Annotated in this window: 3 protein-coding genes; all 3 read left to right on the top strand. The window is 37.7% G+C overall.

Annotated features, from left to right (window positions below):
* A partial coding sequence (locus LC574_RS37210) for an aminoacyl--tRNA ligase-related protein (protein ID WP_267871816.1) occupies positions 1-764 on the top strand: 764 nt, incomplete at its 5' end.
* A gap of 162 nt (positions 765-926) precedes the next feature.
* On the top strand, positions 927-1397 hold the full coding sequence (locus tag LC574_RS37205; protein ID WP_229458637.1) for a DUF1636 domain-containing protein: 471 nt from the start codon (positions 927-929) through the stop codon (positions 1395-1397).
* Positions 1398-1479: 82 nt separating this feature from the next.
* Positions 1480-2103: GTP-binding protein (locus LC574_RS37200; protein ID WP_229458636.1), on the top strand; the 624-nt coding region annotated here is incomplete at its 3' end.

Here is a 2103-nt window from a genome sequence, read left to right as displayed (position 1 = left end):
ATATCTTCTGTTTGCCTAATCAAATTGCTGATGAAATTTTAGGAGTTTTAAATCTCACAGAACAGATTTTATCTGACTTTGGCTTTAAAAATTATGAGATAAATCTTTCCACCCGTCCTAATAAATCAGTAGGAACTGATGAAGTATGGGAGTTAGCAACAACAGCACTTAAACAAGCCTTGGATGCTAAAGGCTGGAACTATGTTGTTGATGAAGGTGGTGGTGCTTTTTATGGCCCCAAAATTGACATCAAAATTAAAGATGCTATTGGTCGTCTCTGGCAATGTTCTACTATTCAGGTAGATTTTAATTTACCTGAGCGCTTTGATATGGAATATATTGCTGCTGATGGGAGTCGCCAGCGACCAATTATGATTCACCGAGCTATTTTTGGCTCATTGGAACGCTTTTTTGGGATTTTAATTGAAAATTATTCTGGTGATTTTCCCTTATGGTTAGCACCAGTACAACTGCGATTATTACCTGTGAGTGATGATTTCCGTGAATATGCAGAATCAGTAGCAATCTTATTTAACAAAGCTGGAATTAGGGTAGAAATAGACAGCAGTGGTGAGCGTTTAGGTAAGCAAATTCGCACAGCAGAGTTAGAAAAAATTCCTGTTGTTGCTGTGGTGGGTAAAAAAGAGGTAGAGAATCAAAACTTGAGTGTAAGAACTAGACAATCTGGAGATTTGGGCGTACTAAATATAGATGAACTGCTGCATCGTTTACAAGAGGCTATAACCTCTAAAACAGTACTTTAAAAGCCAGAGAGACAAAAGCAAAAATTTATTACTACAGCTTTGCATAAGTTCGTAACTTTTTTAAACGCAGAGTAACGCAAAGGTAGACGCAGAGAGAAGTATGAGCGGCGGCTTCCGCCGTAGACACCCGGAGAGTGGCTTGTCGCAGGCATCATAACTTCGGTGGAACGCAGAGTATTTTCAAAGTTAATTCGCTATGAGTTGTACTTACCATATCTAGTTCGCATAATTGATATGTTCTTTATGGCTAAACACGCTTTATTTGTTTGCAAATCCTGTTACTTTTCTCCTACTCAACGCGACTATGTGGGTGAACGGGGTGGTTGGCATTTGTTGAAGCAATTATTAAGTTTGTCTGAAAATTGGTCTTTACAATCTGAGTTTGTGATTCAAGAAGTAGACTGCTTGAGTGCTTGTAAAAGACCTTGTGCTATAGCTTTTACTGCACTCAATAAAACTAGCCTGATGTTTGGTGATTTACCACCACTAGAAAGTGCTAATGCCATACTGCAACTTGCTGAACAATATTATGCCAGCCATAATGGCATTGTGGCACGACAGGAACGACCAGAAGTTTTACAAAAAGGGATTCTGGCGAGGATTCCACCTCTACCCTATGGAGATAGTTGTTAGTTAGTAGGACTTTTAAAAACTAACTACTAGCAATTACTAAAACTATTAACAATTTTGAAACTTACGGAAGATTTAATTGATTATGACTCAACTAACAGCACCAACTTCAAACCCCAGTCTTGATATTCCTAAACAAGGAATGCCTGTTACCATTATCACCGGATTTTTAGGTAGTGGTAAAACAACACTGCTCAATCAAATTCTCAAAAATAAACAAGATTTAAAAGTTGCCGTACTCGTGAATGAGTTTGGTGATATTAACATAGATAGCCAATTGCTAATTTCTGTAGACGAAGATATGGTCGAACTGACTAATGGCTGTATTTGTTGTACAATAAATGATAATTTAGTTGATGCAGTTTATCGAGTTTTAGAACGAGAAGACCGTATTGATTATCTAGTTATTGAAACGACTGGCGTTGCTGATCCATTACCAATTATCTTAACTTTTTTAGGTACAGAGTTAAGGGATTTTACAAACCTCGACTCGATTCTCACAGTAGTAGATGCTGAGGCGTTTAATGAAGAACACTTCCATAGTGAAGCTGCTTTAAAACAGATTACCTATGGAGACATTATTCTCCTAAATAAAACAGACCTCGTTACCCCAGAAAAACTAGAAGACGTAGAAAACTGCATCCATGATATGAAAATTGGTGCAAAAATTCTGCACACCAAACATGGGGAGGTGGCGTTACCAATAATT

The sequence above is a fragment of the Nostoc sp. CHAB 5715 genome (genome assembly GCF_020829685.1).
Taxonomy (GTDB): Bacteria; Cyanobacteriota; Cyanobacteriia; order Cyanobacteriales; family Nostocaceae; genus Nostoc.
The sequence above is the reverse complement of the archived record's forward strand: the minus strand, read 5'-3'. Positions and strand labels throughout refer to the sequence as shown.